This is a genomic window from Bacillus sp. LLTC93 (assembly GCF_002993125.1).
Lineage (GTDB): Bacteria > Bacillota > Bacilli > Bacillales > Bacillaceae > Bacillus > Bacillus zhangzhouensis.
Genome location: NZ_PVME01000003.1, coordinates 784,253 through 809,577, shown reverse-complemented (window position 1 = coordinate 809,577; position 25,325 = coordinate 784,253). Strand labels below are relative to the sequence as shown.

25 protein-coding genes, 17 tRNA genes, 1 rRNA gene and 1 pseudogene are annotated in these 25,325 nt (G+C 40.2%); 37 read left to right on the top strand and 7 right to left on the bottom strand.

Annotated features, from left to right (window positions below; all coding sequences use genetic code 11):
- The first annotated feature begins 187 nt into the window (after positions 1–187).
- From rrf to C6W18_RS13680, 19 genes are all read left to right on the top strand, one after another.
- A 5S ribosomal RNA gene (rrf, locus tag C6W18_RS13770) occupies positions 188–303 on the top strand.
- A 9-nt stretch (positions 304–312) separates the two neighbouring features.
- Positions 313–387, top strand: a tRNA-Asn gene (locus C6W18_RS13765).
- A gap of 4 nt (positions 388–391) precedes the next feature.
- Positions 392–482: transfer RNA gene (locus C6W18_RS13760), tRNA-Ser, on the top strand.
- Between the two features lie 17 nt (positions 483–499).
- Positions 500–574 (top strand) — tRNA-Glu (locus C6W18_RS13755).
- 32 nt (positions 575–606) lie between these two features.
- Positions 607–682: transfer RNA gene (locus C6W18_RS13750), tRNA-Val, on the top strand.
- Between the two features lie 15 nt (positions 683–697).
- Positions 698–774 (top strand) — tRNA-Met (locus C6W18_RS13745).
- A 48-nt stretch (positions 775–822) separates the two neighbouring features.
- Positions 823–899 (top strand) — tRNA-Asp (locus tag C6W18_RS13740).
- 19 nt (positions 900–918) lie between these two features.
- Positions 919–994: transfer RNA gene (locus C6W18_RS13735), tRNA-Phe, on the top strand.
- A 6-nt stretch (positions 995–1,000) separates the two neighbouring features.
- Positions 1,001–1,073 (top strand) — tRNA-Thr (locus C6W18_RS13730).
- 24 nt (positions 1,074–1,097) lie between these two features.
- A tRNA-Tyr gene (locus C6W18_RS13725) sits at positions 1,098–1,182 on the top strand.
- A gap of 13 nt (positions 1,183–1,195) precedes the next feature.
- Positions 1,196–1,269: transfer RNA gene (locus tag C6W18_RS13720), tRNA-Trp, on the top strand.
- 29 nt (positions 1,270–1,298) lie between these two features.
- Positions 1,299–1,374: transfer RNA gene (locus tag C6W18_RS13715), tRNA-His, on the top strand.
- A gap of 9 nt (positions 1,375–1,383) precedes the next feature.
- Positions 1,384–1,455, top strand: a tRNA-Gln gene (locus tag C6W18_RS13710).
- A gap of 7 nt (positions 1,456–1,462) precedes the next feature.
- Positions 1,463–1,537 (top strand) — tRNA-Gly (locus C6W18_RS13705).
- Between the two features lie 5 nt (positions 1,538–1,542).
- Positions 1,543–1,613: transfer RNA gene (locus C6W18_RS13700), tRNA-Cys, on the top strand.
- 14 nt (positions 1,614–1,627) lie between these two features.
- A tRNA-Leu gene (locus C6W18_RS13695) sits at positions 1,628–1,716 on the top strand.
- 37 nt (positions 1,717–1,753) lie between these two features.
- Positions 1,754–1,835, top strand: a tRNA-Leu gene (locus C6W18_RS13690).
- A 501-nt stretch (positions 1,836–2,336) separates the two neighbouring features.
- Entirely contained in the window at positions 2,337–3,131 is a 795-nt protein-coding gene (locus C6W18_RS13685) for a phosphotransferase (RefSeq protein ID WP_105927887.1), read from the top strand.
- A 68-nt stretch (positions 3,132–3,199) separates the two neighbouring features.
- A complete protein-coding gene (locus C6W18_RS13680; RefSeq protein ID WP_105927911.1) occupies positions 3,200–3,904 on the top strand; it encodes a hypothetical protein in 705 nt (234 codons plus the stop codon).
- A 44-nt stretch (positions 3,905–3,948) separates the two neighbouring features.
- Here the strand turns inward: C6W18_RS13680 and C6W18_RS13675 are convergent.
- From C6W18_RS13675 to C6W18_RS13655, 5 genes and pseudogenes are all read right to left on the bottom strand, one after another.
- A pseudogene (locus C6W18_RS13675) lies at positions 3,949–4,496 on the bottom strand (histidine phosphatase family protein).
- Between the two features lie 69 nt (positions 4,497–4,565).
- A complete protein-coding gene (locus C6W18_RS13670; RefSeq protein WP_034321732.1) occupies positions 4,566–4,757 on the bottom strand; it encodes a hypothetical protein in 192 nt (63 codons plus the stop codon).
- A gap of 142 nt (positions 4,758–4,899) precedes the next feature.
- Entirely contained in the window at positions 4,900–5,169 is a 270-nt protein-coding gene (locus C6W18_RS13665) for a hypothetical protein (RefSeq protein ID WP_105927910.1), read from the bottom strand.
- Positions 5,170–5,304: 135 nt separating this feature from the next.
- Positions 5,305–5,925: a DUF1963 domain-containing protein gene (locus C6W18_RS13660; RefSeq protein WP_223251700.1), complete on the bottom strand. Its 621-nt coding sequence runs from the start codon at positions 5,923–5,925 to the stop codon at positions 5,305–5,307.
- Positions 5,926–5,943: 18 nt separating this feature from the next.
- Positions 5,944–6,747 carry a DUF2262 domain-containing protein gene (locus C6W18_RS13655; protein ID WP_105927886.1) on the bottom strand — a complete coding sequence of 268 codons (804 nt, stop codon included), beginning with the start codon at positions 6,745–6,747 and terminating at the stop codon, positions 5,944–5,946.
- A 538-nt stretch (positions 6,748–7,285) separates the two neighbouring features.
- Between C6W18_RS13655 and ltaS the strand changes: the two genes are divergently transcribed.
- Together ltaS and lepB are read left to right on the top strand one after the other, a co-directional pair.
- Complete coding sequence (ltaS, locus tag C6W18_RS13650) at positions 7,286–9,229, top strand: lipoteichoic acid synthase (RefSeq protein WP_105927885.1); 1,944 nt, start codon at positions 7,286–7,288, stop codon at positions 9,227–9,229.
- A gap of 157 nt (positions 9,230–9,386) precedes the next feature.
- A complete protein-coding gene (gene lepB, locus C6W18_RS13645) occupies positions 9,387–9,953 on the top strand; it encodes a signal peptidase I (protein ID WP_105927884.1) in 567 nt (188 codons plus the stop codon).
- 43 nt (positions 9,954–9,996) lie between these two features.
- On the opposite strand, the gene C6W18_RS13640 is transcribed toward lepB, so the two are convergent.
- Entirely contained in the window at positions 9,997–11,289 is a 1,293-nt protein-coding gene (locus tag C6W18_RS13640) for a homocysteine synthase (protein ID WP_105927883.1), read from the bottom strand.
- A gap of 265 nt (positions 11,290–11,554) precedes the next feature.
- Here C6W18_RS13640 and C6W18_RS13635 point away from each other — a divergent pair, with 265 nt between their 5' ends.
- The 10 genes from C6W18_RS13635 (at position 11,555) to C6W18_RS13595 (ending at position 17,149) form a co-directional block, all read left to right on the top strand.
- Complete coding sequence (locus tag C6W18_RS13635) at positions 11,555–11,710, top strand: FbpB family small basic protein (protein WP_078061704.1); 156 nt, start codon at positions 11,555–11,557, stop codon at positions 11,708–11,710.
- Positions 11,711–11,772: 62 nt separating this feature from the next.
- Positions 11,773–11,916, top strand: a complete 144-nt coding sequence (locus tag C6W18_RS13630; RefSeq protein ID WP_223251699.1) for a hypothetical protein — start codon at positions 11,773–11,775, stop codon at positions 11,914–11,916.
- A gap of 607 nt (positions 11,917–12,523) precedes the next feature.
- Positions 12,524–12,736 (top strand): hypothetical protein, encoded by a 213-nt coding sequence (locus C6W18_RS13625; RefSeq protein ID WP_003211695.1) that lies wholly within the window; start codon positions 12,524–12,526, stop codon positions 12,734–12,736.
- Between the two features lie 116 nt (positions 12,737–12,852).
- Positions 12,853–13,599 (top strand): ABC transporter ATP-binding protein, encoded by a 747-nt coding sequence (locus C6W18_RS13620; RefSeq protein WP_105927882.1) that lies wholly within the window; start codon positions 12,853–12,855, stop codon positions 13,597–13,599.
- Positions 13,577–15,043 (top strand): hypothetical protein, encoded by a 1,467-nt coding sequence (locus C6W18_RS13615; protein WP_105927881.1) that lies wholly within the window; start codon positions 13,577–13,579, stop codon positions 15,041–15,043. The genes C6W18_RS13620 and C6W18_RS13615 overlap by 23 nt, the downstream gene beginning before the upstream one ends.
- The gene (locus tag C6W18_RS13610) at positions 15,027–15,932 is read left to right on the top strand and encodes a PqqD family protein (protein WP_105927880.1); all 906 of its coding nucleotides are present in this window, start codon (positions 15,027–15,029) and stop codon (positions 15,930–15,932) included. Before C6W18_RS13615 ends, C6W18_RS13610 begins: the two co-directional genes overlap by 17 nt.
- Positions 15,929–16,210, top strand: a complete 282-nt coding sequence (locus C6W18_RS13605) for a hypothetical protein (protein WP_099728238.1) — start codon at positions 15,929–15,931, stop codon at positions 16,208–16,210. The genes C6W18_RS13610 and C6W18_RS13605 overlap by 4 nt, the downstream gene beginning before the upstream one ends.
- A gap of 80 nt (positions 16,211–16,290) precedes the next feature.
- Complete coding sequence (locus C6W18_RS20485) at positions 16,291–16,416, top strand: hypothetical protein (RefSeq protein WP_262982645.1); 126 nt, start codon at positions 16,291–16,293, stop codon at positions 16,414–16,416.
- A gap of 22 nt (positions 16,417–16,438) precedes the next feature.
- Positions 16,439–16,948 carry a hypothetical protein gene (locus tag C6W18_RS13600; protein WP_223251698.1) on the top strand — a complete coding sequence of 170 codons (510 nt, stop codon included), beginning with the start codon at positions 16,439–16,441 and terminating at the stop codon, positions 16,946–16,948.
- Between the two features lie 127 nt (positions 16,949–17,075).
- A tRNA-Gly gene (locus C6W18_RS13595) sits at positions 17,076–17,149 on the top strand.
- A gap of 99 nt (positions 17,150–17,248) precedes the next feature.
- On the opposite strand, the gene C6W18_RS13590 is transcribed toward C6W18_RS13595, so the two are convergent.
- On the bottom strand, positions 17,249–17,845 hold the full coding sequence (locus tag C6W18_RS13590) for a hypothetical protein (protein WP_189318090.1): 597 nt from the start codon (positions 17,843–17,845) through the stop codon (positions 17,249–17,251).
- Positions 17,846–17,928: 83 nt separating this feature from the next.
- Here C6W18_RS13590 and queG point away from each other — a divergent pair, with 83 nt between their 5' ends.
- From queG to yhbH, 6 genes are all read left to right on the top strand, one after another.
- On the top strand, positions 17,929–19,077 hold the full coding sequence (queG, locus tag C6W18_RS13585; protein WP_105927908.1) for a tRNA epoxyqueuosine(34) reductase QueG: 1,149 nt from the start codon (positions 17,929–17,931) through the stop codon (positions 19,075–19,077).
- Between the two features lie 61 nt (positions 19,078–19,138).
- A complete protein-coding gene (locus tag C6W18_RS13580) occupies positions 19,139–20,041 on the top strand; it encodes an amidase domain-containing protein (protein WP_034321693.1) in 903 nt (300 codons plus the stop codon).
- Positions 20,042–20,084: 43 nt separating this feature from the next.
- Positions 20,085–20,558, top strand: coding sequence for a tRNA (uridine(34)/cytosine(34)/5-carboxymethylaminomethyluridine(34)-2'-O)-methyltransferase TrmL (gene trmL / locus C6W18_RS13575; RefSeq protein ID WP_003211950.1), 474 nt, complete (start codon positions 20,085–20,087; stop codon positions 20,556–20,558).
- Between the two features lie 171 nt (positions 20,559–20,729).
- The gene (locus C6W18_RS13570) at positions 20,730–21,437 is read left to right on the top strand and encodes a YrpD family protein (protein ID WP_034321690.1); all 708 of its coding nucleotides are present in this window, start codon (positions 20,730–20,732) and stop codon (positions 21,435–21,437) included.
- A 378-nt stretch (positions 21,438–21,815) separates the two neighbouring features.
- On the top strand, positions 21,816–23,711 hold the full coding sequence (locus C6W18_RS13565) for a PrkA family serine protein kinase (protein ID WP_034321687.1): 1,896 nt from the start codon (positions 21,816–21,818) through the stop codon (positions 23,709–23,711).
- A 141-nt stretch (positions 23,712–23,852) separates the two neighbouring features.
- On the top strand, positions 23,853–25,016 hold the full coding sequence (gene yhbH / locus C6W18_RS13560) for a sporulation protein YhbH (protein WP_034321685.1): 1,164 nt from the start codon (positions 23,853–23,855) through the stop codon (positions 25,014–25,016).
- Positions 25,017–25,325: the final 309 nt, after the last annotated feature.

The following is a 25,325-nucleotide window of genomic DNA, read 5'->3' as shown; positions in this document are numbered from 1 at the left end:
ATCAGGTTGATAGGTCTGAGGTGGAAGCGTGGTGACACGTGGAGCTGACAGATACTAATAGATCGAGGACTTAACCTATATTCTAATGTGAAGCATGAACATTGTTATCTAGTTTTGAGAGAACATTTTTAAAATATCTCTTGATTTATTTTCAATACATAGTATAATATCTTTTGTCACTAAATTGTCTGGTGATGATGGCGAAGAGGTCACACCCGTTCCCATACCGAACACGGAAGTTAAGCTCTTCAGCGCCGATGGTAGTTGGGGGTTTCCCCCTGTGAGAGTAGGACATCGCCAGGCTTTCTTCATTCCGCAGTAGCTCAGTGGTAGAGCTATCGGCTGTTAACCGATCGGTCGTAGGTTCGAATCCTACCTGCGGAGCCAATTTGGAGAGCTGTCCGAGTGGCCGAAGGAGCACGATTGGAAATCGTGTAGGCGGTAACCCCGTCTCAAGGGTTCGAATCCCTTGCTCTCCGCCACAATTTACATAATAAAGGGCCCGTTGGTCAAGCGGTTAAGACACCGCCCTTTCACGGCGGTAACACGGGTTCGAATCCCGTACGGGTCACCATTTTCATAGAATATACACCAGCATTTTTATTCGGAGGATTAGCTCAGCTGGGAGAGCATCTGCCTTACAAGCAGAGGGTCGGCGGTTCGAGCCCGTCATCCTCCACCATATCTTTTATATCGTCGCGGGGTGGAGCAGTTCGGTAGCTCGTCGGGCTCATAACCCGAAGGTCGCAGGTTCAAATCCTGCCCCCGCAACCAAATTATTTTATACACCAATAGGGAGTACTCATTGAGTGTAACCAAAATGGTCCGGTAGTTCAGTTGGTTAGAATGCCTGCCTGTCACGCAGGAGGTCGCGGGTTCGAGTCCCGTCCGGACCGCCATTTTTAAAAAGTAATACTTGGCTCGGTAGCTCAGTTGGTAGAGCAACGGACTGAAAATCCGTGTGTCGGCGGTTCGATTCCGTCCCGAGCCACCACTATTTGCCGGTGTAGCTCAATTGGTAGAGCAACTGACTTGTAATCAGTAGGTTGGGGGTTCAAGTCCTCTTGCCGGCACTGCTTTTTCTTTTTTCTATATGTGGAGGGGTAGCGAAGTGGCTAAACGCGGCGGACTGTAAATCCGCTCCCTCCGGGTTCGGCGGTTCGAATCCGCCCCCCTCCACCATTTTTATTTTCATAGGGGCATAGTTTAAAGGTAGAACAGAGGTCTCCAAAACCTCCGGTGTGGGTTCGATTCCTACTGCCCCTGCCAATTATATTATAAGATTCATAACATTTATGGCGGTTGTGGCGAAGTGGTTAACGCACCAGATTGTGGCTCTGGCACTCGTGGGTTCGATTCCCATCAATCGCCCCATTTTATTATTGGGCTATAGCCAAGCGGTAAGGCAACGGACTTTGACTCCGTCATGCGTTGGTTCGAATCCAGCTAGCCCAGTTGATATGCGGAAGTAGTTCAGTGGTAGAACACCACCTTGCCAAGGTGGGGGTCGCGGGTTCGAATCCCGTCTTCCGCTCCAATAATGGCGGCATAGCCAAGTGGTAAGGCAGAGGTCTGCAAAACCTTTATCCCCGGTTCAAATCCGGGTGTCGCCTTTTTTGAAAAGACTGCCGGGGTGGTGGAATTGGCAGACACACAGGACTTAAAATCCTGCGGTAGGTGACTACCGTGCCGGTTCAAGTCCGGCCCTCGGCACCATTGATTTTTATCATAAGTTGCGCTCTTTAATGATCATGCCGGTGTGGCGGAATTGGCAGACGCGCACGACTCAAAATCGTGTTCCTCACGGAGTGCCGGTTCGACCCCGGCCACCGGTATCTATCATCGGTAATTGAATGTGAAATTGCCGTCAATCTAACGTTTCTCCATTGTGGAGAAACGTTTTTTTGTGTTTTCAATTCGAATTAGTGTTTGCGAAGGAGCAGTTAACATCATGATTTTGGAACTTTTATCGTCAGAGTGAATTGCATTCATTCTTTAAGGTTTTAGATAAACAGAAGATATGTATCCCTCTCTAGAGAATAAAAGTGTTGGAAACTCCTTTAGATGATCGATTCTATTTGATAATATAAAATGAACAATCTAAAGAAAGCGGAGTCTAATCCTCTTGACATGATTTACAAAAGGAAAAGTTATATGTTCCTTCGTTTTAAGTATTCAATTACTTGTCTGTCTAAAATCATTCAAGGGATGCATGGTATGGACCATTACATTCCCTTTGCTAAGCAGAACCCTTTGGAATATCTGCTTGTATGTATAGGGAAATCTCCATCTCTAGTTGACACCAGCATTGTGTCCCGTCTTTAGGGGGATTTTTAATGAAAAATCAATTTAATAATGAAGAATTGCTGAAAGGCGGGAATGTCTCAAACGTATATCGTTCGGGAGAAACGGTTAGACGAGAATTGAAACCAGGCAATAGCAACATACACAAATTATTGAAACATTTGAAAAAAAAGAATTTCAGCTATGCTCCAAAATATTTAGGTGTTGATGATGAAGGGAGAGAGATACTCTCTTTTATCGAAGGGGAGGCCGGCAATGATCCTATAAAAGAATATATGTGTTCTCATGATGTCTTAAGAGAAATAGCGAAAATGTTAAGACTCTACCACGATGCCGTAAGTGACTTTCCAATATCCGATGTTTGGGAACGAATGGACAATACACCTAACCAAATAGAGGTGGTGTGCCATAATGATTTTGCCATGTACAACATTATTTTCAATCATGGAAAACCTGTAGGAATCATTGATTTTGATGTTGCGAGTCCTGGTCCAAGACTTTGGGATATCGCCTATACACTTTACACTTGTGTTCCCCTCAGTAGATTCATTCGCACTGAGACAGGTAAGTTGGTTCAATATCATTCATTAGAACATGCAGATCATATAAAATATAGGGTTCAATTGTTTTTTGAATCCTATGGTGAGGAAATGGGAGACAGTTATTTGGATATGGTGTTACTGCGTTTAGAGGGATTATGTAAATACATGAAAAGAAAAGCAAATGAAGGGGACATAGCTTTTCAGAAAATGATCGCTGAAGGACATCTTGAACACTATCAAAAGGACATTAAATTCATTCAGGAGCATGGAGAAGAATGGATTTAGAGTAGCCTTTTTTCATGGAGGGTTTGTCTTACGATCAAATTGAATGTAAAAAGGACGGCGTTATGATATTGCAAACTACTACTATATTACGGGTCATCATTCAAGACGAGAGATCAAATCATTATCCTCATTTCAGACAGTACTGTGTAAAAAAAGAACAAGGGCTACGTAAAGAGGCGCTAAAAGTCCTTCATTCCTTTATTGAAGAGATGAAAAAGAACGATTTTGAAACTCAGCGAGTATTTGTTACGTGGTTGTTTGAGTGGATTGAACAGTTTGAGGATGATCATCATTTACTCGTTTTTCCGCTGGTGAATGGACTCATCAATCCGGTTCTTGAGGAGTGGAAGAAGGTTGATCCAGTGGATGTAAGGCCATATCGCTGGCAAGGTTTGTTTGTACCTCAGGGAGAATCATTGCCTTATTTATTGAAGGCACTAGAGCTTGGGGGCAGCGGGGAGCAGCGTGTGATTGTTCAGATTTGTGAAACCTATCTATCCGCTTTGTGGTATTCGTTTCATCATATACATGAAGATCTTTATTTAAGTACATTTGAGATGGATCAAGAGCGAATTCAGGGCATTGAAGATGTCATGATGCTGATACAAGATGAAAGGACACGTACATATTTTCAAAAACAAGCAGTCTATTATGCTCAGCTTTTATCTGACTGGATTGAATTTCAGCAAACGGAGACAAGCGGGTTTATGAAATGGTGTGCGGAACTTGAAAAACCGTATGAATGGGTGAAGGCCTTTTATTATCGCCAATAGGTGTATTGTGATGAGAAAACGACAGAATGGATATTCTGCCGTTTTTATATGTTATACCATATTCGTTCTATTTCTAAATGGTCTGAGTTAAAGTATTTCAATACATAGACATCTGGATTGCTGAGCTTCTCCCACTCATTGAAGCCAATGTTTGAATCGGCGTGTTTGAGGAGTAGGCTCATGATATTGCCATGTGTGACGAAGAGGGTATGATTTTCTTCAAAATGTATTTGTTCATAGAGAGCCTCTACGATCCGGTCCATGGCTTCTTGGCTGGATTCTCCGCCTTCATATGTGATGTTTAAATCCGTAAAGCTGAGCTTTAGCTTCTCATACCAATCGTCCATGGGCTTGCTGCTTAACACACGTTCAGAAAGACGGTCATCGATTTTCATCTTAAGTTGTTTTACATGGGCAAGAGGCTGGATAGTTTGGATAGCTCGTTATAAGGACTTGAGATGATCTGATTGAGGTGTATGCTGGAAAAGAACTGTGCCAGTGTGTGTGATTGAGCGATGCCTTGCGGTGTTAAAGCCGCGTCTTTGGATTGTCCATCTGCTTGGCAGTGTCTGACGATATAATATGTTTTCATGTGATTACACCTTTCATTGAGTATAAAAAAATCATCCAAGATTGGATGAAGATTCACGAAAGTTTAGGTTCATTTGTTCGTATCTATTTCTTTATAGGGATCTGTGAGCTTGGATGTCAGGTCTAAGTTGAACAAAAAATCATCTACTGTGTCTGTACCAAAGGGAAGGGTGGAAAAGTTAATTGGGATACTGTCTTCTTGCGTTTCTGAAGTGATCGGCTGTTTGGGCTGCTTTTTTCTCCAGTTCTTAAACAAGCGCATGTGGGGCCCCCTTTTCTATGAAAAAGATGGATTTATACATAATATACGGGGAGAGTTGTCCAAGCGTCAATTGTTTTCTTCAAAAGGATTTATTAAATTTATACGAAAAGAGCTACATTCAAGTGCGGCTCTTTTTGTATATTTACATGGCATGGCGTAATGCTTGCAGTAATTTACGTTCGCATCTTATGTTGTAACGCTTATGATGGAGTTTATCCGTTTTAAACCGGCCAATGACACGGCGAACATCTTGGTCATAAATGATGAGCTCTCTGCAAGTTTGATCGTTTAATAACGTTTGAAACCAGCTATATTTTTTCAGATGTGCTGCGTTTCTTGAGATATCTTCTTCATCTACCTGTAGAAAAGGAATGTACAGAGCAATGGTAAAGATATCTAAAATGAATCCCACATGACCTCCTCCTTTCATATGATTCGTTACGCTTGAAAAGAAAAAAGGTTTCATTGAAAAGACATCTAAAAACAATCCCAGTGCATAAGCCATTCTTTCGTTTCTTTGTCGTAATAGAAATACATGGTGCCATTATCACCAATCATGAAACGAGGTTTTTCTTCTGAGGCGATTTGTAGCATAAATTCGCCTGGCTTTTGATGGGGGGGGAGATTGAATATAAGCCCCATATCCGCCGATTTTTGTGAACGAGTAATTTGTGTATTGTTTAAAGAAGTGATCTGACGCTTCTTCACTCTCATTGACTTCTGATAAATCGACATATGACCATGCTTCTTCCCAGCATGGAAAGTCCTCTTGCTCTCTTTCGTTCCACTGGATTTGAAAGGGTTTGAGCCCTTTCACTTCTTCTGGAGTCTCAACTACTTCTAATCCTTCCATAGACGAATATTCAATGAGTTTCCAGCCTTCGCCGTTTGTGGTGATATCAATCGGAAGTGCTTTCTGGTTGAGGAAAATTTGAATCATCTTACATTCATCGAATCCGTGCATTCCCCTTGGGACTTCGGGTAAATAAATTTGTAAAATTGGGATCATGGCGCCATCTTGATCTGTCGGCCAGCCTTTATCAGGATGGATGGAAAAATGTCCGGCAAACCAGCTGTATCTAGATGGATCAGGACGGAATCCCCCAATCTTGGCTATGACTGGTGTTTTTCCAACTTGATTTAATGCATGAAAAGCCTTTATCTCCATTGATTATCCCTCCATCTTTTAGCCTGCAATGTGTGCATCTTTAAATGTGCCACCTATATTTCCTGTGATAAGGATGACATGTCCCCAAAATAAATCACCGTCATGATAATAGGCTTCAAACTCTCCATTTGGATAAGCTTGCAGGCTTTCAAGCGAAATGCGATTGATAAATTGGTCATGTGTGATCTCTTCTTGATTTTCATCTGAGTCGTCTTGTTCCTGCCAGTCTTTTGCTAGCTCAATCAGTTTATTTGCCGCAAATGATTTAATAGAAGAATCCCATTTAGTCTGCTCTTGTACGAGTCGTCTAGCAGTTTGGATAGCGTCGGTTATACCTTCGTCTTCTTCGAGATTAAAGTAGAGAAGGCATTCCTGATTGCCCCATTGGATTGTCGTTTCAAATAAGTCTAGTCCTTTCACTAATTCAAAGGTGCCCAGCTTGTCATCGTGATAAAAGACAGGTTTTTGTGCTTCTTCTAGTATTTCTTGAAGCTCTCTTTCCTCTGTATCTGTATCGATCAGTGATACCAGCATGAATTCACCTGCACCTTTTCGCACCTGAAGTGTAACGATTGATTCTTTATGTAATTGTGCCTGTTTTTCCCGTAATCCCTCTTCATCTGTTAACCAGCAGAGTCTCACCTTTTCGGTTGTGATGTGGCCTTTTTCCTTCCATGCAATCAGTGGAATGGAAGCGGTCCAAAGAGATTCCTTTCCTGCTTTTCCTGCACCTACTCCAGTAGGTCCTGTGACAGCAATGATGTCTACTATTTCTGCTGAAAATCTTTTTTCAAATGCGTTGATTTGTTGATTATTCTTCATGTGATGTCCTCCAGCCTGAGTTATGTGTTGTGAATTATATCTTTATCACACCGCACATTGGCAGGGGAAATCAAGCTTTTTTTGCTTGAAACTGTTTTTTAGGTTTGTAGGAGTAGAGAGGATACATGGATTTCTGGGGGATGAGTCACAATAAAAGAGCAAATTGAAGGGATCGAATGTTGTATAAATTTAGGTGAATAAGTCGAAAAGCCTAGGTGAATCTTCCTTTTCTTTATAATTACTTTGACACGAATAGATGAAAAAAGTAAAGTAGTACTGAGTGATTTACAAAACCTTCATCATCCACTGAAACATGAAGTGTCAGTAAATATAGTGTAAATGGATATTTTTCCTTTTATTTACTCGTATTTTTTTTGAAACTTATGATGCTTCTCATTCGTTATATTAAAGGAGCACACGTAACCGCCGGAGACAGAGCATCGGAATGCTTGGTGCAGAAGATTTACATTTGCAAAATGAATGTAAATTTTTTATGATTTCATTTATATCAGATCGAAAATAAGAAAGAAGAGGTTTTATGAAAAAAATATTTGCGAACAAATATAGCTTTTTTGTTTTGGCTGTTCTCTTATTTTGGGCAAAATCGTACACAGCCTACAAAATGGACTTTAATTTAGGAGTGAAAGGTTCTTTTCAAGAGGGTCTTCTCTTATTAAATCCATTTAGTTCAGCCATCGTGTTTTTTGGACTTGCTCTCTTTATCAAGGGGCGTAAATCGGCCATTGTTTTAATTGTCATTGATTTTATTATGACCGGACTTTTATATGCCAATGTAGCGTATTATCGTTTCTTTGATGACTTTTTGACTTTCTCCACAATGAAACAAGCAGGAAATCTTGGAGGAGGTATGACTGGCGGTGTGTTAGCAAGCATTAAGCCGCATGACCTATTATACTTCCTTGATATTATCATCTTAATTGCTATTGTCATTTGGAGACCAGAAGTGAAGAAATTCGAAATGAAAAAAACTTTCGCACTGCTTATTGTGGCGGCAGGTGTTGGACTGTTCTTTGTCAACCTGCATTTAGCTGAAAAAGATCGTCCAGAACTATTAACAAGAACATTTGATCATAAGTATGTTGTCAAATACTTAGGTGTTTATAACTATACGATTTATGACGGCGTACAAGCAGCACAAAACGCAACGCAGGTCGCAAATGCGAGCAGTGAAGATTTAACTGATGTCGTGAACTATACGGCTTCTCACTATGCGAAGCCAAATGCAGAGTATTTTGGTAAAGCAAAAGGTAAAAACATCATTAAAATTCATTTAGAAAGCTTCCAGTCGTTCTTAATTGACTACAAACTAAATGGAGAAGAAGTAACACCATTTTTAAACAAGCTGGCTCATGGAAAAGATGACTTTACGTATTTCGATAACTTCTTCCATCAGACTGGCCAAGGGAAGACATCTGATGCTGAGCTGATGATGGATAATAGTATGTTTGGTTTGCCAGAGGGTGCAGCGTTTGTGACAAAGGGTGAAAACACCTTCCAATCACTTCCTGCGATTCTAGATCAAAAAGCAGGCTATACAAGTGCAGTGCTTCACGGGGACTATAAGTCTTTCTGGAACCGTGACACGATTTATAAGCATATGGGAATTGATCAATTCTTCGATGCTTCATATTACAACATGGATGAAGAAAACCTTGTGAATATGGGTCTGAAGGATAAGCCGTTCTTTAAAGAATCAATCCCAATGTTAGAATCAATGAAAAAGCCATTTTATGCACATTTAATGACACTGACAAATCACTATCCATTTAATCTAGATGAGAAAGATGCGACAATCGCTAAGGCAACAACTGGCGATAAAACCGTGGATAATTACTTCCAAACAGCAAGATATTTGGATGAGTCATTAGAGCAATTCTTTAAGGACTTGAAAAAATCAGGTCTTTATAAAGACTCAGTGATTCTATTATATGGTGATCATAACGGTATTTCTGAGAACCATAACCGTGCAATGAGTGAAATCCAAGGAAAAGAAATTACACCTTATCAAAATGCACAAAACCAGCGTGTACCGCTCATGATTCGTGTTCCTGGTAAACAGGGCGGCGTGAACCATACGTATGGTGGTGAAGTAGACGTGATGCCAACGCTTCTTCACTTACAAGGTATTGATTCGAATGAGTTCGTGAATTTTGGGACAGATCTATTTTCTAAAAAGCATGATCAAACCGTTGCATTCCGTAACGGAAACTATGTGACACCAAAATATACCCTTGTAGATAACACTGTCTACGACACGAAAACGGGTAAAGTGGTGAAACAAAATAAAAAGACAGAGGCGATTAAAGCCCGTGTTGATAATCAGTTAAGCCTTTCAGATAAAGTGCTCTACAGGGATCTTCTTCGATTCCATAAACTATCTGATTTTAAACCAGTGAATCCATCTGATTATTTCTATGGTAAATCAAACAAAGAGAACGAAGCGGATTCTTCTGCTAAGTAACTGAGTTTTGGGCAAGCACAGAAAGGTGCTTGCCTTTTTCTCTCTCACTGCTTGATTTGTTGGCAAAATATGTTTATATTTAGGGGGAAACAAGCGTGACGTCAGCAGATAGCTGGTGAAAAACTCATTTCGTCCTAGGGGATTTCAGGAGGAGCTTATGATAACAAATACTAAAACACAAAAAAAGAAATCAGAGTTATGGGGCTGGATCAAAGCCATCTTAATCGCATTCATTGCTGTTTTCATCATTCGTAACTTTTTATTCGCACCGTACATTGTCAAAGGGTCTTCTATGTATCCGACATTGCATGATACAGAGCGGGTTTTTGTGAATAAAACCGTCGATTATTTCGGTGATTATAAACGAGGACAGATCATTGTCCTTGATGGGGAAGACCGCAGCACTCACTACGTGAAACGACTGATTGGTTTACCTGGTGATAAAATCGAAATGAAAAATGACCAGCTGTATGTAAATGGAAAAAAAGTGGCGGAGCCTTATTTAGAATCAAACAAAAAGCAAGCAGCCTCAGATGGCACTTTGCTGACACCTGATTTTGGTCCTCTTACAGTCCCAAAAGGAAAGTACTTTGTCATGGGTGACAATCGCCAAAATTCAATGGACAGCCGCAACGGTTTAGGTCTTTTTACAAAGAGTGATATTCAAGGGACAACATCATTTGTATTTTATCCTTTCCAAGATATTCGATTACTCAACCATTAAATAAACAGAAAAAGCACACAGTCGTGTGCTTTTTTCTATTTCATTAAGACTGGCTTTTTGCAATCGCCTGCTCAAGATCTGCCAGAATATCTTCAATCGCTTCTGTTCCAACAGATAAACGAATGAGTTCTGGTGTAACGCCTGTCGCTTTTTGTTCAGCTTCACTTAATTGTTGATGCGTTGTGCTGGCAGGATGAATAATCAGTGACTTAGAATCGCCCACGTTTGCAAGATGTGAGAAAAGCTGAACGGAATCAATGAGCTTTTTACCTGCTTCTCGCCCACCTTTAATACCAAATGTGAGGATTGCGCCTTGTCCTTTTGGTAAATATGTTTGAGCCAGTTCAAAGGATTCATGGCTTTCAAGACCTGGATAGCTTACCCACTCTACAAGGGGGTGATCTTGTAAAAATTGCGCTGTTTTTAACGCATTTTCACTATGCCGCTCAAGACGTAAATGCAATGTTTCTAAGCCCTGAAGAAGTAAAAATGAGTTGAAAGGTGACAGTGCTGCCCCTAAATCACGTAAGAGCTGTACACGCGCTTTTGTGATATAGGCCGCTTCTCCAATCGCTTCAGTATATGTGAGACCGTGATAACTTGGATCTGGTTCAGTCAGCCCTTTGAACTTATCACTGTCAGCCCAAGGAAACCCGCCGCTATCAACGATGACACCGCCAATTGATGTGCCATGTCCGCCAATGAATTTCGTCGCTGAGTGGACGACAATGTCTGCACCAAACTCGATAGGTCTTAATAAATAGGGGCTGGCGAGCGTATTGTCCACAATAAGTGGAATATGGTGTTTGTGTGCAATGGCTGAGACGGCTTCAATATGTAAAATGTCGCCTTTTGGATTCCCGATGCTCTCTGCATACACTGCTTTTGTTTTATCCGTAATCGCTGCTTCAAGTTCTTCAAGGTTGGATGAATCGACAAATTTCACTGTAATTCCGAGCTTTTTAAGCGTATGAGCAAACAGATTGTAGGTGCCTCCATAAAGGCTGCTGGAAGATACGATTTCGTCACCAGCTCCTGCAATGTTTAAAATAGAGTAAGTGGTGGCTGCTTGTCCAGAGGAGACAGCAAGTGCACCAATTCCACCTTCAAGCTCAGCAATCCTTTTTTCAAACACGTCATTGGTGGGGTTCATAATACGTGAATAAATATTTCCAGGTTCCTGAAGTCCGAATAAATTCGCCGCATGCTCACTATCTCTAAAACCGAAAGAGCTTGTTTGATAAATAGGTACGGCTCTTGAATAGGTCGCTGAATCAAGTTCCTGACCTGCGTGAATGGCTTTTGTTTCTAAACGAAATTGAAGTTCTTCTGACATGTGTATATCCTCCTTTTGTTAGATAAAACCAACTACTTTGATAAGAAATATTTAATAAGACTATAAATCTTGTTTCGTGCTTGGTCAATCATTTTTTAGATAAATCTGAAAAAACAATAAATATAGTTGACAGGTCGGAATAGTGTGTATTAACATGAGCATACTGAAAACACCAACAAGAATGGCTGATCGGTCAACCGAAGGCTCTATCACTCAAGCATGAGTGAAGGGCCTTTTTTTATTTCAATGAGAAAGGGTGATGAGCGTGGAAAAAAAGAAAAAACGAAAAAAATACAGAAAACATATGGATCTCACACTAGACATATTGATTGAACGGAACAAATATGAGATTTACAGCAATCAAGAACGAATAGAAGCGATTTACGATCGAATTGATGAAAAGCATACAAGGTCGAAATAACTTTTTTGGGATAAGTGCTTTTTTGATGTATATGTCTGATGACAAGAGGTAGTGAGGTTTCAATGACAATTTCAATTGATATTGTGGATCAGTTTTTTTTGACAGACAAACAAACCATTCAAGTGCTTGAAGACATGAGGCTCACCATTGTTCCTGGTGAATTTGGGACGGTGATTAGTCCGAGCGGATGCGGAAAAATACATTGACAGCTGGTGAAATCAATGGGAACAATTATTTTCCTGATACAGTCTCTACCGCAATTTTATAAGAAATATAGAAAAAGTATAGTAGTCACTTCTAGGCTGCTGTGCTTTTTTCATCGAAAGGAAGCGAGTCATATGTTGTGTCCTGCTGAAGCAGGTAAGGGCTTTTTTCCCAATACGATTTCTTGTATATACATATTTTAAGTGACAAGAGAAGAAGGAAAATGTACTCACTCTTTTGTCGGAATTATCAGTAAATATTTCATAATTAATCTGTTAACGACATATAATTGGGACTTCTATATCTGATATATCGGGGGAATTCTTTCTATATCTCAAAAATGAAAGAACATATAGAAGAGATGATAAAAATGAACTATTTGAAAAAAAGTAGAAAAAAGCTGGCTTAATTGCCATTATATGGGTTTATTAGGCATTGTGTTGTGGTGAAAACTAGTGAAAAAGAGAGGGTTCATGCAGTTGGGAGTAAATAATTGAATAAAAAGTCACATTTTACCCGAAAGTATGTTCGGTCAAAAATGGGATCTTCTGTTGATGTTTGGAGTGTGACGCCTATGATACGATCATCATAAGCTGGGAGGTGAAAAGTATGACTTATGCAGCGCCGCAAGTTGACTATTCCACTATGGAACCTGCTATTATGGACCAAGCTTGGTTCTTAGTATTTGTTGCAGTCCTTCTTGGATTGGGAGCAACAGTTGTTCTAGGAGCAGCAGTTTGGTGTTTAGCAAACGGCAAGGGTAGCTTTACAGGAGCCGTTCAGTGGGAAAGTGGCTTAAAAGTCCAAATTGAATGTAAGTAGCTATACTTAGGATTCATCTTTTTACTTCTATGATATGACACCAGGGCTAAACCGTCTGTGGCGGGCGGTTTAGCCTGATCTGTTTTTAAAAGAATATGCAGACACTTGGAGGTTATATGTTTACGATCGAGAATTTAACCAAGACGTATAAAAATAATGTGACTGCTGTCAATGATTTTTATTTAAAAATTGCCCCTCATCAAATCGTTGCTGTTGCAGGACCGAATGGATCTGGTAAAACAACGATGATTAACTGTATACTCGGCATCATTAAGCATACAAAAGGAACAATTCACTTACAGGACGTCACTAATGATGAACCATCCTTTAAAAAACAAGTAGCCTATATTCCAGATGACCTGCTGCTCCCTGAAGCATTGACTGGTGCTGAATATTTAGATTTTGTTTCTTCTATGTATGAATGTAAAACAATTCATAGAAGAAATCAACTAATTGAACTGTTTGATATGGACTCGGCTTTATCAAGACCGATCGAAACCTATTCACATGGTATGAAAAAAAAGACACAGCTGATTGCCGCCTTTATGCTTGATAGTCAATTGGTGATCATGGATGAGCCCTTTAGAGGACTTGATATTGAAGCGGTTATAAACACAAAGAAACTGATGAAGCGTTATGCCGAGAACCATGGTGCAATCTTGCTTTCAACGCATGATATGCTTTCAGCGGAAGAGCTGTGCCACAAAATCGCCATTATTTCTAAGGGAAATAAAATGGATGAAGGAACGGTCTCAGCCTTAAAGGAGAAGTATCAATCAAGCACACTGGAACAGGTGTTTCTGAAAGCTTCAATGTTAAGTGATAGGGGTGCACATTTTGATGAAATCATTAATCATTTCTAAAATGATGCTAAAAATGTGGCAGCAGGAGATGTATAAGCTCTTTGATACTCAAACGAAGCGAATCATTGTGGTCTTATTCTTTTTGTTTGCAGTCACAATGGGGGCCATCATTGGATACAGTTTTACTGGTGTCTTTATGAAGGCTTTCTTAAATGGGGATGAACGTTCACTTGGATTATTGGTTGTGTCGATGGCGATCAATGCATCTATTTTTACAAGCTTGTTATTTGTTCTGATCAAGGTCAGAACGCCTGAGCAAGACCGGTTTTCTATGCAGCTCAGCTGGTTCCCGCTCTCTACCTTTCAGAAAAGTCTTGGATACTTCATTCCGATGGTGACAGTAGTGACAGGGCTTGTGTTATTTTTTATCGGCATCTTGCTTTTACCTAATTTTATTGCCCAAGGAATCGGTATTTTCTTTATCCTCACTTTCTTTTTGATGGTGCTTTTGCAATCGCTATTTGTCCTAATGCTGCTGCAATTCATTTATAACATCACCTATTTGCTCGTTCTGAAATTAAAATTACCGTTGCAAAAATTTGCAGCGATATTTGTTTTATTGGCACTGGTTGTGGCGTATGGAATGACGCATTTTGACATCAGCCAAATACAGCAATCATATGTACAGTTTGATTATCATTTGATGTATTTTACAGCACCGTTATTCCTAGCGGCACAAGGGATGTCTCCAGATGGGGTGAATTATGCGATTTTGATCCTATTGATCCTCTTATCTGCGGGCGGCGCATTTATTTCTCTCGCCCTGATGCCGATTATGGCTGAGAAAAAAGCGTTAACTTTTTTAAACAAACTGCCATTCTCTGCTTCAAAAAAGTGGTCACTTATTGTAAAGGAAATCAAATCACAGGTGCGAAATGAAGAAAACATTTTAAACTTTCTCATTCTTCTCATTGTGATCTTATTCGTCCGTTATCAGTTTGCCTTCCGCTTTGAAGGAGAAGCGTTTTTTGTTCTATGTGCTCTTGCTGGATTAACAGCCTTTAATTCATTTGGCAATGATAAACGTATGCTAGGGATGTATAAAACATTTGGCCTAAGGTCGTGGGAAGTGGCTCTGTATAAGTTTATTGGACTTCTACTCGTTGGCGTGCTGCAAATTGCTTTATTCATGATTGCAACATGGACGCTTCCTGATCAGATCTGGATCCTTTTGATTGGAGCTGCTGCTCTCTGTAATGCAACGGCTCTCTTTTATGTGGTGGGTATTTTACTGCCCCTTGATCGAAATAATCCATACACGGGCATTTTTTCATTTGGAGCACTTATTTTAATCATGATTCCGATTGTGTTTATTGGAAATTATGTCATAGGGGAGTCGAGTCAAACGCTTCAGTGGCTGCTTGTGGCAGGATTTGAAGGTCTGCTCATCTTTGCCATATACAAAGGTTTTTCATGGAGGTATTCACATGATTCAACTTCTTAACAGTAAGCTAAAGATCGAGCGGGTACCGGCTCTTGCGCCGTATGTGACCTTACAAAAGAGGCATCTGACTGATACGCAGTATGGAAGCACTCTCCCGATTAATGAAAGTGCATATCATATGTTAACGAAAGTTGACGGCAAGAGGACAGAAGCGAGTATTACGGCAGAGCTCGCCGATTTGTTTCAGGTCGATGAGTCTGTGATTGCTCGTGATTTTTATCAACTGATGATGGGGTTGAATCAGCATCATTTGCTGTCTATTCATTATCAATCACCATATCCGATTGTCACAGCCTGCTGTCAATTTTTTAAGCAGTATCAAGTAAAGATGAAGGAACGGTTTGATTGTACAGGACACTCATTCCTTCAAATATTGGGGACGGCCTTGCTCATGGTGACGCGTAAAATCATCTTTTTCTGGGTGCTTTTCATGGTCATGGCAGGAATCGCCTTTTTATTCATTCCTGATCCATCGATTGCAGCCATTGCGATTTATTTTTCCATTATTTATTTCGGATTAATTACCGGGACCGCCTTGCATGAGGCAGCACATGGATATGCACATCGGAAGTTTGCGGGACGGGATGGTCCTCAAGGGTTTTTTGCGAGCGATATGATGTCTGTGAAGTTTGTGAGACCTGTATTAGATCCATTTCAGAAAAAGCAGGTATGGATTACGCTGCTTGGACCACTCGCACCAGGTGTGATTGGGGCAGCAGGCATCATTGTGACCGTGTTATTTCTGAAAGAGAACCCGATTTCGACAGGTTTCTTCATTTTTTCAATCACGTATTTTATTCAATTACTCTACCTTCTTCCGTTTATGGGGGATGGTAAGTCCATTATGAAGCAGTTATTGCTTGGTGGAATGGGAGGACAACGATCATGAACGTTCAGGCAATGAAACAAGGTGCTATTGTTGGTGGTTTTCTAGGATTCTTAGGCTTTCCGATGCTGACAATTGGTGTACTATTCTATCATTTATTTCAATCAAAAACGAATGATGCATTATTATTTAACAGTCTCGCTTTTGAGATGGAAGGTTCGTCAGCGTTTACTTTTCAGATCAAGCCAAACTTTTTTATTTATATGATTGTGATTTTTGCGGCGAGTTTTCTCATTGTGGCATTGCTGTCGGCAATGAAACAGAAAAAAGCGAAAGATTAGGAGAATTCTCCTAATCTTTTTTTGTATAATCAACCAAATTTTAGTATAATAAAGAATAAAAAACATCAAAGGGGATATCAATGATTAAAAAATGGAGTATTCTTTTATTTGCTGTTTTTCTGTTAGCGGGATGCGGCGAGAAGGCTGCAGAAACAACGACGACAGAGAAGACGGTATCTAAAAAAAGAAACAGAACCCGTATCTAAGAATCAAGTAACAATCGAAAAAATGAAGCTGACAAAGAAAGAAGAAAGCTTACTAGATGCAACAACTACTAATGAAATGGTGGCTCTTACCCTAAAGGGATTAACGAAGAAGAATAAGAGTATTACTTTTATCGGGAGTCATTATAAAAATGGTCGATTAGTTGATGAGGAAGCATCTTCTGCCACCTTTACCTTACATCAGGATGGAACCGATCAAACGATGAACATGCTCTTTCAACTGAATCATCAGAAAGATATATACGAATCACAATTTAGTATTTGGTCAGACAAGAAGAATGATGGGATGACAAAAGCAACTTCAAGCTTTCCATTCAAAGTAGGTGATTATGTTTTTTCCGCACAATCTGAATCTGTCAAAGTGGCTTCAGGAGAAAAAGCACTAATTGCGTATACAGCTGCAATGGGGAAAGATGGGATTTCACCTATGCTTGGAGCAATCGAGAAGAACCCCGAGAAAGCGTTGAAGAATATGTCACATGCGTACTTATTTTTTGTCCAGTTAGACAAATAACTATCGTAATATATATGGAGAATATGAAGTTTTTTGACGAAAAATCTTCATATTCTCTTGACGAATTGTTAAGAAAGTTGTAACATTATAAAAGTCAACGCAATGATGTTGCCTTTAAAAGATTGATGCGGGTGTAGTTTAGTGGTAAAACCTCAGCCTTCCAAGCTGATGTCGTGAGTTCGATTCTCATCACCCGCTCCAATACATAATTTTTGTTAATAACGCAGTATTTCGTTTCTTAGATAAACGAAGTGTTGCGTTTTTTATTATGTCAGTATAATGTGAAAAAGCACTGTCAGGCTACAGTGCTTTTTCAATGAGTTCATATTTGCTTTCTCCACCATGTATTTGTATAAACATCTTCGTCAAGGATTGTATAAGAGCTTCACTCTTTTCCCGGGAAATAGATGGCGGGAAAAGGATGATTTGAAGAATGTTTTTTGTGTCTTGAGAAATTTGTGCTTTACTTGCTTGAGAAAATAATCCCTTAAGTCCTGCGTCGTCCTGCCATTCAATGTGACCAGCATCATTTTTTGCCAGTGAAAGTGGTTCTTTTAGGCGATCGGCATCTAATGTCAGGATGGGCAAGAAATATTTTAATGAGAAAAATATCGACAAATCCTGTACGGAATTGGTCGAGTCAATAAATTGTTCCTTTTGAATATCAGAAAGAAGTGGAAGGAAAGGGACGTCTTCTAAAAGATCAGTCCATACTTTGATTGCTTGTACTTCTTCTAAGGCTTTATCTTCGTATTCAAAAAACAAAGACTCTTGAAACAGGCGTAATCGACCTTTTAACATTTGAGGTGATTTACCGACTTCAATATGTGAATATTCAATCTGTCCAACATGGATAGACGGGTTTTGAGGATGATAAATTTCCATATGTATCTTCACAGTGACTCACTCCAATCGGTCATGATACACTCGTATTATACTGAAAACAACAGAAGAAACAAAGGAAGGAGGTTTGCAAGGTGATTCATGTTGGAGAATTAAAAGAAGAGTTAATTCAATATGCGAAAGAAATTGGTGTCGATAAAATTCGATTTGCAAGTGCTGATACATTTGATTCATTAAAGGACCGACTGATCTTACATGAATCGTTAGGGTATTTGTCCGGCTTTGAAGAGCCTGATATTGAAAAACGAACAAACCCTTCTTTGCTGCTTCCAAAGGCCAAATCAATTGTTGCGATAGCGCTCGCGTATCCTTCCAAAATGAAAGATGCTCCTCGAAGCACAAAGGATGCGAGAAGGGGAATCTTCTGCAGGGCTTCATGGGGAACGGATTATCATGTTGTTTTGAAAAAAAAGCTCGATATGCTCGAGGAATTTTTGCGAAGCAAACATGTCGATATACGAACAAAATCAATGGTGGATACAGGGGAACTGTCTGATCGTGCTGTAGCAGAACGCGCTGGTATTGGTTTTAGTGCAAAGAATTGTATGATTATCACACCAGAGTTCGGCTCTTATGTGTATTTAGCTGAAATGATCACAAATGTCCCATTTGAACCGGATGAGAAAATTGAAGATCAGTGCGGGACGTGCAATAAATGTGTGGATTCGTGTCCGACAGGTGCACTTGTGAATCCAGGACAGCTGAATTCTCAAAGGTGCATTTCGTTTTTAACTCAGACAAAAGGGTTTTTACCTGACGAATTTCGTTCGAAAATAGGGAACCGATTGTATGGATGTGATACGTGCCAAATCGTCTGCCCGATCAATAAAGGGAAAGACTTTCATCTGCATCCTGAAATGGAGCCGGACCCTGAAATTGCAAAGCCACTTTTAAAGCCGCTCCTTACGATCAGCAATCGAGAGTTTAAGGAAAAATACGGTCATGTATCAGGATCATGGCGGGGGAAAAAGCCCATTCAGCGGAATGCAATTTTGGCACTCGCTCACTTTAAAGACACATCTGCCTTACCAGTTTTGATTGAATTGATGCACAAGGATCCAAGGCCGGTCATTCGAGGCACGGCCGCTTGGGCCATTGGCAAAATTGGCGACAAGCAGCAGCTTTCAGAGCTGGAAAAAGCCCTTGAGCGGGAAAGTGATGAAGAAGCGAAACAAGAGATCATCAAAGGGATTGAGTTGTTACAGACACCTTTAAATACTAAATAACATCCCTATGAACATAGAATGTACCAAACAGAGATTTTAAAAAAAGTTTGGTGGTGTCTGTGTGAAACAATTATTAGCGCAAACGTTAGAAGACAGGCTGGCGTATTTATTAAATGACAGTGCGATTAAACAGCCGCAGCTCATGTCTGATGTGGAAGCAGTAGAACGAAAAAAGGAGCTTTTTGCTAGAAGACAGGTTGAGATTGTGAAGGCAAAGGCAAAAGCAAAGCTTCTAGATTCAACGATTCAGGACGATGGAGCTCAGCATGTGCAATATCTTGCTCATCTCACTTATGTTTGTAAGGATGTAGACGATTCTTTTTATTTGGAGGAACAGGTTGAAAAAAGAGAAGCGTTTCTTTATAACGATATGCTTGTCAAAGATCACATGATGCAGGAGGAACGGCAAAAGGAAGAGCAGGAGGATGAGCGCTTCCAGAACGAGGAACAATTCGGGAGAGCCTTTCACTATGATCGGCGGGCAGCCGTGCAATATGCGGAGACGTACTGGAATAAACGGAATCCAGCCTACAAGAATTTTGAAGATAACTGTACAAATTTTATTTCACAATGCTTGAAAGCAGGGAATGCGCCAACGAGAGGGTATCCGAATCGCGGGTCTGGCTGGTGGGTGCGTCCACATACGTGGAGCTACAGCTGGACGGTGGCTCATTCGATGAAAAATTATTTAGCGAATTCTAAAGCGGGCTTAAGGGCAAAGAAGCTAAAAGAAGCGAAGGAGCTTCAAATTGGTGATATCATTTGCTACGATTTTGAGGGTGATGGAAGGTATAATCATACAACCATTGTCGTTGACCATGATAAAGGCGGGATGCCTCTTGTGAATGCACAGACGTATGACAGCCGCATGCGGTATTGGTCATATGAGGATTCGACCGCCTATACACCAGCTATTCGTTATACGTTTTTTCACATTTTGGACGATGCCGCAAAGGATAGTTAATGGTATAATGTTGAGCGGAAAAGAAAATTAGAGGTGAACTTTTTTGGGACTTCATGTCGTTTTATATCAACCAGAGATTCCAGCTAATACTGGAAATATTGCGCGTACATGTGCAGCAACAAATACAACACTTCATCTGATTCGTCCACTTGGTTTTTCGACAGATGACAAAATGCTGAAGCGTGCTGGACTCGATTATTGGAAGTATGCCAATGTCGTCTATCATGATTCGCTCGATGAATTGTTTGAGGCGCATCCGAAGGGACAATTCTTCTATATCACAAAGTTTGGCCAAAAACCGCATACAACGTTTGATTACTCTCAGTTAGATGAAGACTATTTCTTCGTCTTTGGCAGAGAGACAAGTGGATTGCCGAAAGATCTAATTGAACGAAATATGGACCGCTGTCTTCGTTTACCGATGACAGAGCATGTTCGTTCGCTTAATCTATCAAATACAGCAGCAATCCTTGTTTATGAGGCACTTCGCCAGCAGCAATATCGAGATCTCATATAAGATCATGATGAAAGCCGAGAAACCGATCTCGGCTTTTTTATGTGAGATTAGAAGCAGGGAGATGAAAAATATGACTTATTTATACTTTTTTTGACATGTTAAAAAATAGGTAGTATGATAGATTGTGATCACGTTTTCAAAAATGATGAATCCATTAGGAGGAATAATGAGATGAAAAAACTACTGATCACTAGTGCCATTAGCTCAGCTATTTTAATGGGGGCCATTCCAGTCAGTATTCCAGGTCTCTCTCAGACGCAGGAAATAGAAGCAGCGCAATTATCTAAAGGAATTGGCGGGCGTACTTATATCAATAGTAATGGATCTATATTGGTCACAAAAATTCAACTTCCTTCCACGATGAGTGTGTCTAATGGGACAGCTTATATTTATTCTGGATTCACAGGATCAAAAGAAGCGGATATTGGTCTTCAATACAGTCCAACCTATAATGTATGGAAACCTACGATGAAGGTAGGGACAAATAATCAAGAAACATATATCGAAGGACAGAGTGATTTTACGTATACAAAAGGATTTAAGCCTGGAAGTACTGTTCAAATGACCATTTATAAAAATTTGAATGGACATACAAGAGCGACTTTCTGGGGGACAAACAATGTTGGTTATACAGGACGCATTATCACAGAAATTCAAAACTCAAATATTGGCTCTGTGACCAAATGGAAATTACTTTCGACGGTTGCAGTGACTGACGATATTTATCGGAAAGATATTCGGGCAAACTTCTCTACTCGTTTTACTGATATCACATTAGATAATCGAGCAGTCACACCGGTGATAGATACGCAAGACTTTACTTCGATTCAGGTATCGGGTAATACAGTGAATATGCAAGTGCTGAAAACAACGAACTAAATGAAAAAAGGATGTTCCGCTGATGGAACATCCTTTTTTTTCATTTACCAGGCTTGCCTTCGTAGCCAGCTGTGAAAATGGATACTAAAAACGTAATGATGACGCCCATCATAATGACCGTTCTCATATATGCTCCCCCTTATCCCTTTGTTCCTACTCGCTGCCTGTTTCATATGATGTGAAGTTCGCCTTGAAAAGCAGGAGAAGAAGATCATTTTTCTCCTGTTTTTCCTTTATTATGAAGGGTCTTGCGGATGGTTGTCAATTCAGTTTGCCAATTCGTCATTTTGAAGAACGAAAGCATGTAATAGGACGCCTCCGCATAGATTGTAAAACAGTATCTGATTACTAGCTTCAATCTTGAAAGAGGAGGTTCATATGGATATTTTAAAGAAAATTGAACAGTACAGAGAAGAAGAGCAGCGTCTGAAATGGGAAGGCACATTCAGCGATTATTTAGACATTATTAAAGAAAATCCACTTGTCGCTCAATCTGCTCATTCTCGCGTTTATCATATGATTAAAGACAGCGGGATTGAAGAGGAGAATGGGGTCAGAACCTACAAATTTTTTGATCAAGAGCTTTTTGGATTAGAGGAGTCACTGGAAAGGCTAGTGGAGGAATATTTCCACCCTGCTGCAAAGCGATTAGATGTGCGGAAACGTATTTTATTATTGATGGGACCGGTAAGTGGCGGGAAATCTACGCTTGTAACAAGGCTGAAAAGAGGTCTCGAAGCATATTCCCTGACAGACAATGGCGCAGTCTATGCGATCAAAGGCTGCCCCATGCATGAAGACCCGCTTCATCTCATTCCGCAAAATCTGAGGGAGGATTTCTATAGAGAATATGGCATTCGTGTGCAGGGGAATTTGTCGCCTCTGAATATGATGAGATTGGAAGAGGAATATGGCGGCAGAATTGAGGATGTAAGGGTTGAGCGGATCTTTTTCTCAGAGGATAAACGGACCGGCATTGGTACCTTCAGCCCGTCTGATCCGAAATCTCAGGACATTGCCGACTTAACAGGCAGCATCGATTTTTCAACCATTGCTGAATTTGGATCAGAGTCAGACCCTCGTGCATACCGGTTTGATGGGGAACTCAATAAAGCAAACCGCGGAATGATGGAGTTTCAGGAGATGTTAAAGTGTGATGAGAAATTTCTATGGCACCTTCTTTCATTAACGCAGGAAGGAAATTTTAAGGCAGGCCGATTTGCCTTGATTAGTGCGGATGAATTGATTGTCGCTCATACGAATGAAACCGAGTACCGGTCGTTTATTTCAAATAAGAAGAACGAGGCCCTTCATTCAAGAATTATTGTGATGCCGATTCCTTATAATTTAAAGGTGACAGAGGAAGAACGGATTTATCATAAAATGATTTCAGAAAGTGATGTTTCAGACGTTCATATTGCACCCCATACGCTGAAGGTGGCGGCGATGTTCTCTATTTTGACGAGACTCAAAGAGCCGAAGCGGTCTGATATTGATTTGGTGAAAAAAATGCGTCTGTATGATGGGGAAAGTGTCGAAGGTTTTCAATCTGTTGACATAGATGAGATGAAAAAGGAATTTCATGACGAAGGGATGAGCGGAATTGACCCGCGTTATGTGATCAACCGAATTTCATCCACCATTATTCGAAAGAATATGGAATCGATCAATGCACTGGATGTACTTCGTTCCTTAAAAGAAGGGCTCGATCAGCATCCGTCTATCTCAAATGAAGATCGGGAGCGGTATTTGAATTTTATTTCTGTCGCGCGAAAAGAGTATGACGATATTGCGAAGAAGGAAGTTCAAAAGGCATTTGTGTATTCCTATGAGGAGTCTGCGAAAACACTCATGGATAATTACTTAGATAATGTCGAAGCTTACTGCAATAAAAACAAGCTGCGTGACCCGTTAACTGGTGAAGAAATGAATCCTGATGAAAAGCTTATGCGTTCAATTGAGGAACAGATCGGTATTTCTGAAAATGCCAAAAAAGCATTCCGAGAAGAAATTCTCATTCGTATTTCGGCTTATGCGAGAAAGGGCAAACGTTTTGATTATAATTCTCATGAGAGATTACGAGAGGCGATTCAGAAGAAGTTATTTGCTGATCTAAAAGATGTGGTTAAAATTACGACATCGACGAAGACACCAGATGAACAGCAGCTGAAAAAGGTAAATGAAGTAGTGGCTAGATTGATTGATGAGCATGGCTATAATTCAACAAGTGCAAATGAACTCTTAAAATATGTAGGTAGTCTTCTGAATCGTTAATAAATGAAGGAGGCATTATTGGCGCATATCAGCACCGGTAATGTCTTTTTTAGAAATGATCGTCATCTTGGATGACAGGCAGCATACGATAAAGGAATCGATGGTTAGAATAATTGCGCAAACAGGTGAGGAGGGGGATGGATGTCCCAGCAAGAAAAAAGTCAGTTTATTGTTTCTCAGGAAGACTGGTCCCTCCATCGAAAAGGCTATGACGACCAGCAGCGTCATCAGAAAAAAGTCAAAGAGGCGATTAAAAACAATTTGCCGGATCTTGTCACAGAGGAAAGCATCATCATGTCTAATGGGAAAGATGTTGTCAAAATTCCAATTCGATCATTAGATGAATATAAAATTCGGTACAACTACGACAAGAATAAGCATGTGGGGCAAGGGGATGGAGACAGCCAGGTTGGTGATGTGGTCGCGCGTGATGGGTCAGATAGTAAGCAAGGGCAAGGGAAGGGGCAAGGCGCTGGAGATCAAGCAGGTGAGGATTATTACGAAGCAGAAGTCTCATTAATGGATCTGGAGGAAGCGCTGTTTCGTGAACTAGAACTGCCTAACCTTAAACAAAAGGAGCTTGACGACATCATTGTCGAACAAATTGAGTTTAATGATATTCGCAAAACGGGCTTAACAGGAAATATCCATAAAAAACGAACGATGTTGTCGGCATTTAAACGAAACGCGATGACGGGAAGTCCTTCCTTTTATCCAATTTATCCAGAGGATATCAAATATAAAACGTGGAATGAAGTGACCAAACCAGAGTCGAAAGCCGTCGTTTTGGCGATGATGGATACGAGCGGAAGTATGGGACTTTGGGAAAAGTATATGGCTAGGAGTTTTTTCTTTTGGATGACACGTTTCTTACGGACAAAGTATGAGACGGTTGATATTGAATTTATTGCCCACCATACAGAGGCGAAGGTTGTCGATGAGGAACATTTCTTCTCACGGGGGGAGAGCGGGGGCACCATTTGCTCGTCTGTCTATCGAAAGGCACTAGAGCTCATAGATGAACGATATCCGCCGTCACGATATAATATTTATCCTTTCCATTTTTCTGATGGTGATAATCTGACCTCCGACAATGCGCGGTGTGTGAAGCTTGTTCAAGAGATTATGAAAAAAGCCAACTTATTCTGTTATGGTGAAGTGAATCAATATAACCGTCATTCTACGTTAATGTCAGCATATAAGCATATTCAGGATGAGAAATTTAATTATTATATTTTGAAGCAAAAATCAGACGTGTTTCTCGCATTAAAAAAATTTTTTCAGCAGGAAGAAGTTCTTTCTTAAAGAGAACATTTGAAAAAACCTTTCAGTATAAGGGCTGAAAGGTTTTTTTTGTGGAGAAGGAAAGGATCACCAGAAAAAAAGTAAAACTTTCTCTTTGACATTTCAATTTTCATTTATTAATATTTAATCTTGTTAAATATAAGTTTTTCAAAAAAGATGCCGATCGTCTTTTCTTCTTTTTCTGCTCTTTGCTCATGAGTGAACAATAAGTATAAATGGGCTGCACACCATTTTTCAGCGGAGTAGATGAAGGGAAAATGACATCTTTATGATCTTGTTTCATATTCTGTCAGATGATGGGCATTCTAA